This is a genomic window from Alteromonas ponticola, assembly GCF_012911815.1.
GTDB lineage: Bacteria > Pseudomonadota > Gammaproteobacteria > Enterobacterales > Alteromonadaceae > Alteromonas > Alteromonas ponticola.
The window spans coordinates 111,288-119,015 of record NZ_JAATNW010000009.1; the positions used below are offsets into that span (position 1 = coordinate 111,288).

Annotated in this window: 7 protein-coding genes; 2 read left to right on the plus strand and 5 right to left on the minus strand. The window is 44.5% G+C overall.

All coding sequences use genetic code 11. The features are described 5' to 3' along the window. Window positions 1-14: 14 nt before the first annotated feature. The 3 genes from HCJ96_RS15690 to HCJ96_RS15700 form a co-directional block, all read right to left on the minus strand. Window positions 15-593 carry a uracil-DNA glycosylase family protein gene (locus HCJ96_RS15690; protein ID WP_169212034.1) on the minus strand — a complete coding sequence of 193 codons (579 nt, stop codon included), beginning with the start codon at window positions 591-593 and terminating at the stop codon, window positions 15-17. A gap of 34 nt (window positions 594-627) precedes the next feature. Further along, window positions 628-2,055 (minus strand): Si-specific NAD(P)(+) transhydrogenase, encoded by a 1,428-nt coding sequence (gene sthA, locus HCJ96_RS15695; RefSeq protein ID WP_169212035.1) that lies wholly within the window; start codon window positions 2,053-2,055, stop codon window positions 628-630. Window positions 2,056-2,224: 169 nt separating this feature from the next. Further along, entirely contained in the window at window positions 2,225-3,352 is a 1,128-nt protein-coding gene (locus HCJ96_RS15700; protein WP_169212036.1) for an acyl-CoA desaturase, read from the minus strand. A gap of 179 nt (window positions 3,353-3,531) precedes the next feature. Between HCJ96_RS15700 and fabR the strand changes: the two genes are divergently transcribed. Beyond that, a complete protein-coding gene (gene fabR, locus HCJ96_RS15705) occupies window positions 3,532-4,128 on the plus strand; it encodes an HTH-type transcriptional repressor FabR (protein ID WP_169212044.1) in 597 nt (198 codons plus the stop codon). A gap of 10 nt (window positions 4,129-4,138) precedes the next feature. On the opposite strand, the gene trmA is transcribed toward fabR, so the two are convergent. Then, window positions 4,139-5,239: a tRNA (uridine(54)-C5)-methyltransferase TrmA gene (gene trmA / locus HCJ96_RS15710; RefSeq protein WP_169212037.1), complete on the minus strand. Its 1,101-nt coding sequence runs from the start codon at window positions 5,237-5,239 to the stop codon at window positions 4,139-4,141. Between the two features lie 148 nt (window positions 5,240-5,387). Between trmA and HCJ96_RS15715 the strand changes: the two genes are divergently transcribed. Beyond that, window positions 5,388-6,686, plus strand: coding sequence for a DUF5610 domain-containing protein (locus tag HCJ96_RS15715; RefSeq protein WP_169212038.1), 1,299 nt, complete (start codon window positions 5,388-5,390; stop codon window positions 6,684-6,686). A 53-nt stretch (window positions 6,687-6,739) separates the two neighbouring features. Here HCJ96_RS15715 and HCJ96_RS15720 read toward each other — a convergent pair whose 3' ends face one another. Beyond that, the gene (locus HCJ96_RS15720; RefSeq protein ID WP_169212039.1) at window positions 6,740-7,198 is read right to left on the minus strand and encodes an RNA recognition motif domain-containing protein; all 459 of its coding nucleotides are present in this window, start codon (window positions 7,196-7,198) and stop codon (window positions 6,740-6,742) included. Window positions 7,199-7,728: the final 530 nt, after the last annotated feature.

The window sequence follows — 7,728 nt, forward strand, 5'->3', positions numbered from 1 at the left end:
TCTGTAATTGTTTGTTAACGCAATGTTTCTGCTACAACCGCTTTTAAACGCGGTAAGACAGTTTCTGCAAACCAGGGATTTCTGGTTAGCCAGCGGTTATTTCTTCCTGATGGATGAGGAACAACCATTATATTGCTATGGGTCTGGTTATGTTGCGCCACCGCCTCAGTGAGGGTTCGGTATTGAGGTAAGTAATAGTTCTGTGCGTAGCGCCCGGCGAGGATTATCAATTTTGGTGCAATTCTGGATAGCAGCTGTGCGTGCCAAATTGGGGCGCATTCTTTTCGGGGCGGCGCATCAGCCCCATTTTTGTAGCCGGGAAAGCAGAATCCCATGGGTATTAAAGCCACATGCCGGACATCGTAAAACAGGTTTCTATCAAGCCCCGTCCATTCTCGCAATCTGTCGCCACTGGCATCATTCCAGGGCGTGGATGAATCGTGGGCTTTAATTCCCGGCGCCTGGCCAACAATTACGATCTTGGCTGTCTCAGAGGCTGAGAATATTGGACGTGGCGGTTGTGGCAGCTCAGCTTCGCATACCGTACATTGTCTGGCGCGATTAATCAGGTTTTGAAATGGTTCTTTGGGCATCGTGTGGGTTATCAAGCCTTACGCTTTTAGTGATTCAGTCATTAAAAATTCGATTCAAACCATTTAAGGCTGCCACGCGATATGCCTCTGCCATTGTTGGGTAGTTGAACGTTGTATTCACAAAATAATCCAACGTATTGCCTCCATTTTTTTGTTGCATTATGGCTTGCCCGATATGCACAATCTCTGAAGCGCGTTCACCAAAACAATGGATCCCTAAAATCTCTTTGGTCTCGCGGTGAAACAGGATTTTTAAGCTTCCCACCTTGGTTGAAGCTATTTGTGCTCTCGCAAGATGCTTAAATTGGGCGCGGCCGACTTCATAAGGAATTTTGTGGGCTGTAAGTTCCTGCTCGGTCTTACCCACCGAACTGATTTCAGGAATGGTGTAAATACCGGTGGGAATATCTTCCACCATGCGATCATCCGTCGCCCCCTCCAACATGGCTTCAGCCGCGAAACGGCCTTGATTGTATGCCGCTGAGGCCAGACTCGGGTAGCCGATAACGTCGCCGACCGCAAATATATTATCCACCTCAGTTTGATAATTTTTATTCACTTTTAACTGACCGCGAGAGTCCGCCTCAAGGCCGACGTTACTTAAGTTCAGCATGTCAGTATTGCCGGTGCGTCCATTAGCAAAGAGTAAACAATCGGCACGCATTCGCTTACCGGATTCTAAATTTAAAATAACGCAATCATCCCGTCCTTCAACTGATTTATAGGCTTCAGTATGGCGAATGACCACGCCGTTGTTCCACAAGTGGTAACTTAATGCATCAGAAATCTCTGCATCCAAAAAAGACAGTAAGCGATCGCGCATATTGACCAGATCGACCTTAACACCCATACCACGGAATATACTGGCATATTCGGAACCAATTACTCCTGCACCATAAATGATGATGGACTTCGGATCATGATCAAGGGACAAGATGGTGTCGGAGTTGTAAATACGTGGATGACTAAAATCAATGTCTTCAGGGCAATAGGGCCGCGAGCCTGTGGCAATGGCAAACTGTTTAGAGGTCAGTGTGTCTTCGGAGCCATCTGCACGTACTACTTTAAGCGTATTTTTATCTACAAAGCTGGCTTCGCCATGATAAAGCGATACCCGATTGCGATCATAAAAAGAGGAGCGCAAACGGACCTGATTTTTGATGACGCCACTGGCCTGCCGCATTACCTCAGAGAAAGTCAGCGTATGATTAGTATGGTTATCAGAAAACAATGGCGTGGTATTGTATTCAATCAAACGATTTACTGAATGTCGCAGCGCTTTAGAAGGGATCGTGCCCCAATGAGTGCAACCACCGCCAACCGACTTGTAGCGCTCAATAATAGCCACATTTTTGCCAGCTTTTGCTAATTGCATAGCAACGCCTTCGCCCCCCGGGCCTGTTCCTATTACGATGGCATCAAAGTCATAGGGCTTTTTAGAGACAGCGGTTTTCTTAGTCATGGCGTCGTTTACCTTTACTTACTCACAGGGTTGCTACGAATTGACCTCCAATAGAGATTAGAGAGAAGTTTATCAAGCTATTGAGACAACACAACTTTTTCGTAAGCGGAAAAATAGAATAAAAAAAGCCTGGCAAGTAGCCAGGCTTCAACAGCGAATAAAATTGCAATTACGCAATACTTAAAGATAGATCATGCAGTTGCAACCACTTCTGCTTTTGCAATTGCAGCGACTGCTTTAATTCTTTGTATTTAAAATCAAGTTCGAGGCGCTCAACGCTGCGTTGCAGACATTTTTGTTTAATTGCTACCAAACGCTTCTTGGTGGTGTAATACTCAGTCATTCGTTCAATCAGTAAATCATACTCTTCGTGAACTTTGGTCAGGATCTCCTGAGCATTGGGTAGATGCGACAACTTATCATTGGCATTTTTCAATTTCATTTGTAATTTGGCTTTTTCTATACGTTCTTCCGGGCAGCGACGCAGGTTTGTTGTTAGGCCAACAAATGACAAGCCACGGATTAACCATTTGGTTGGATCATACTGCCACCACTTGATACCGTTTCTATAGTCGTATTCAAAAATATGATGAAAATTATGGTAACCCTCACCAAATGTGAACAGTGCAATAATGCCATTGTCTTTTGCGGTATTGGTGTCAGTAAACGGTTGCTTGCCCCAAAAGTGGGCTAATGAATTTATGAAGAACGTGACGTGATGCACCAGTACCAAACGTAGTACCCCAGCTACCAGAATCATGCCCAGAATATCGCCGTTCAACCAGCCTAGAAAACCGGTAATACCAAAATTTGCAGCCAGCACAATAGGCAAGTAGTACTTGTGTTGCCACATCACTACCGGATCTCTTTGCAGGTCTCGACAATTACTGTAATCGGAATAGCGCTTGGTCTGGTACTCACGCAGCATCCAGCCTATATGGGCAAACCACAGGCCGCGCTTAGCCGAGTAGGGATCGTCATCAATATCATCAACATGGCGATGATGAACACGGTGGTCTGACGACCAGTGAAGAATACTGTTCTGCAGCGCCATCGCACCACCCACCGCCAATACAGCTCTGACAATAATATTGGCATCATAAGTTTTATGCGACCAAAGTCTGTGGTAGCCAGCGGTAATCGACATGCCGGTAAAGAAAAACAGCACTACAGCTGCAACGATTTCTGCGGTATCGATTCCATACGCGAACGCCCAAACAGGGACGCCGACAAAGGCGATCAGGGCCGTGACGATAAAAACGATAGCATTAGTCAAAATTAAAGGAGGTCTTTGCATGTATAAATCTCAGCTTACAACTGTACGCTAATTTAACGTTTTCGTGCGCGTTAGGCAAGGTTATCGAATTAATTATTTATTAAATTAAGTTAGCGAAATGGGTCAAACCTACAATTGCCTTACGAATTCAATTTTTTAGGTTATCATCTGCATTGATTTATTAAGGAGCAGTGCCAACAGTGAGCCGTCAGGAACAAAAACTTAAAACCAGACAAAATATTATTAATGCCGCCTTCACCTTACTGGATGAAAACCGCAGCCTGTCTGCAATAAGTTTACGGGAGGTCTCACGCGCCGCTGGTATCGCGCCCACCTCCTTTTATCGCCACTTTAAAGATATTGATGAGCTCGGTCTGACATTAGTAGATGAGGCTGGCCTGGCTTTACGGCAATTAATGCGGCAAGCAAGGCGTCGCATCGAAACTGGCGGCGGGGTCATAGATACTTCGGTTGACACCTTTATGGAATTTATCACGGCAAATACCAACGTGTTTCGTTTGTTGTTGCGTGAACATACGGGTACGTCAGCGGCTTACCGTATGGCGGTATTGCGCGAAATTCAGCACTTTATTGAAGAGTTAACCGACTACATTATTGAACAGCAAAACGTTGATCACCAATTGGCGAGCCTGCAAGCAGAAGCTATGGTCAGACTGGTATTTAGCGCAGGAGCGGAAGCACTTGAAGCTGATGTGCCATTGCGTAAAGAGATTGGCAATCGCGTCAAATCTCAATTACGTTTTGTGCAGCATGGCGCGGTAATCTACAGAAACTAACTTCGGACAATCAGCAAGCTCGCCGTTTTAGTTTTACACCCACTTCGATATGGTGCGTAAACGGGAACTGGTCAAACAGCGCACAGGCTTCTATTTCATGGGTCTGGTACAGTTGTGTTAAGTTGTCCTTCAGCGTTTCAGGATTACAGGATATATAGACTATCTCATTGTAGGCCTGGATCATGGCTGTTGAGTCGGGATCCAGACCAGCACGGGGTGGGTCAACCAACACGGTTGAAAAGTCGTAGGTGGTAAGGTCGATTCCTTTCAGTCGCGAGAATTCCCGCTTTCCCTGTATCGCTTCAACAAACTCCTCTGCAGACAGTCTGACAATCTCTACATTGTCAATTTGATTGCGTTGGATACTGTATTGAGCGGCCGCCACAGAAGGCTTGGCGATTTCAGTGCCAATGACCCGTCTGAACTTCTGTGCGAGAGGCAACGAGAAGTTTCCCGCGCCGCAATATAATTCGAGTAAATCAGACGATGTATCACCGCATACCGACAATGCCCACTCGATCATATCGCAGTTCACTTCTGCATTGGGCTGAGTAAAACTATTCTCAATATGCTTAAAAAAGTAATTTGTTCCATTGATGGGCAGGCTTTCGACGATATAATCCTGGTCAATTACTACTTTCTGTTTGCGCGCCCGACCGATTAGATTCACACTAAACTGCTGAGACAGTGTCTGCTTTAACTCGCGTGCTGCCTTTTCCCACTCAGTATCAAGTTGTTTGTGGTAGAGCAGACTAATCACCAGTTCGTTACTTAAGCCGCACAGATAATCAACCTGAAATAGCTTGCGTCGCAAGGTAGGCATATGGCGAATTTCATTGATCAATGCAGTCATTGCCTGATTAATAGTTGTGCAAGCGGCCGGTAGCTGGTCTACGCGATATTTTGCTTTGCTCTGTTGATCAAACATAATGTGATACAAATCATCGCCCTCATGCCACACCCTGAATTCGGCGCGCATGCGAAAGTGCTCTGGCGAAGACGCAAAGACGGCGGGGGTTGGAGCGTCAAAAGGCGACAACAATTGAGTTAACCGAGTGGTTTTCTCATGTAATTGCTCTGTGTATTCGCTATTTAGTTGCTCGCGTGTCATTGGGTCACCTCATTTACGTCAGGAGACGCATTGTAATCAGTTTCAGGTTCACTGCAATCTTCAGACGTATTTTCAATAATTATCGTACATAAACTAAACTATTCAGCAACACGGCCGATAATAAGTTGAGGTTAGTGAGGATCAAATTATGAACGTGGGTCAAATGAAGGCGTTTCTTGGTGAGCAGCAGCCTGCTGTCAACCCGGATAAGGCTATCAAAAAACAGTTGCAGGAAGAAGGGTTACGCCAGGCCGCAGAGTTTCAACAGCAGCAAGCCGCAAAAGTCAGTGTCAGCAGCACGCAAACGACTATCGGTATGAAGATGTTGAGTCAGGCATTGGATAATGCCGTGGTACTCGACGGCAAACAAAACTCCGCAAAAAGTCACAAATCTGACGCTGGCGCAGATAACGAAAAGAAGTCCTCACTGTTTGATTTTGAAGAAATTGCGAAAAACGTAATGAAGTTTGTCGGCAACGTAATCAATGGTGCTGCGAAAAGCGGCGCATCGTCTGAAAAGCTGAGTGAACTGATCGGCCAGGCTCGTGAAGGTGTCGCAAAAGGCATCGCGTTAGCTGAAAAAGATATCGGTGGGTTGATGAATGATGACATCGCAGAGGGTATCGATCGCAGTCGCAGTTTAATAGGCGATAGGCTTGATGATTTGGAGAAGCGTTTATTGGGCTCAGACCAAAAGAATAGTACCAACGCTACGCAAAATGTTCAGTCAGCAAGCCTGGCGGCGAGAGAAAGTAAAGATGGCGCCATGTTAATTCGTACTAAAGATGGTGATGAACTAACGTTGAGTTTTGAGAGTCTGCGACAGTTTCAATATAGTCAGCAATCATTTACTGCAGTCGGAGATAAAAATGTAGTGAGTGACAACTCAGACAATGCGGGGTCGCTTGCCAATCTGCAAAGCTATTCTTTTTATGAAAAAACCGGTATCAGCTTTTCCTTGAAAGGTGAACTGGATGAAGACGAGATGGAGGCAATAGCCGACTTAGTCGGGCAAGCTCATGATCTCGCTGACACCTTTTTTTCCGGTGATTTGGACAAAGCGTTCGATCAAGCGTTAAAAGTTGGCTTTAATGATGAAGAACTGGCTGGTTTCGCCATGCAGTTAAACCATACAAAGCAGACTGAGGTAACTCAAGCTTATCAAAACGTTAAAAACTTTAAAGAAGACAGCGAAGGGTCGCTGGGAAATGGTAACGTGATTAACTCCATCGCCAAATATATGGACAAAATGATGGAACTACTCAATAAGGCCGAGGAAAAGCTGGAAAGTGGAAACGAGTACGGTAGTCTGGTGAATGGATTAATCAGCGAAATGGAAGACGTTCAGGTACCTGACTTAGTTTCGGCAATTAACCGTTTTAATGAGTTTAATAAACGATTGGTTAATGCAATGCCCACCCCGGTGCCTAGTGAAGCTGATGCGTAATTAAAAAAAAACCTGGCAATGCCAGGTTTTTTTATAGAACCAGCTGGAGTTGATTATTCAACGGCAATTTTATCTTTTGCAGCTCTGACTTTCAGAGTACGTTCAAGAAAAACTTTGTCGTTGAGTTTGCTAATCGCACTGTCAACGTCACTGGTTAATACTTCAATAAAACCATACCCTTTACGTTTACCGGTTCTGCGATCCTTCATCAAACGAACAGATTGAACATCAATATAGTTTTTAAAATACTCCTTTACTGCATCTTCGTTAGCTTTATAAGGAAGATTCCCTACATATAAAGTTGCAGTTTCCTGAGAAGAGGAGGACGAAGAAGATGAACTGGAATTACTGAACAACGACGCTAACCACGGCGTCACTATCCCACTTACTAATAGCGAAACCGCTACAGTCACCGGGAGACTCGCATTGTAGCCTGTAGATGTGAAAACCAGATATCCTGCTATTGCAAAAATGGCGCTGATTAAGGCGCACTGTATAAAGCCTACTTTCATAAACCTACCTTATTGTGTTTTTAATGTATCTTTGGAGGCTTTGGATAGTTTACCTCTTATTTATATTTTCGACAATTCTTATATAAAAGGGCTCATAAGTGGTTGTTTGCCGATCATGTTTTTAACAATTATAGGGGTTTGAGTCAAAATTTAGGCAAAAGGTCAAAAAAGTTAAAAAAGGTGTTGACGGATAAAATTAGATGCGTAGAATGCGCTCCACGTTTTGAGGGGCCTACGGGCAAATTAGAACGAGGTGAAGACGGTTAAACAAGTTTGAGAAAATTTGAAAAAAACATGTTGACACTGAAAACCAAACGCGTAGAATGCGCGTCCCGCTTCGGGGAGAACCTGAAGCAACGCTGGAAAGCAAAAAGCTGAAAAGCGTGCCAATCGGCAAGTCCGATTGACAAAATTGCTCTTTAACAATTTATAACAAGACAATCTGTGTGGGCACTCGTTAAGAGTGTCAACCGACGATTCATATATATAGTTTTTCGATTTTAATTGAAGAGTTTGATCATGGCTCAGAT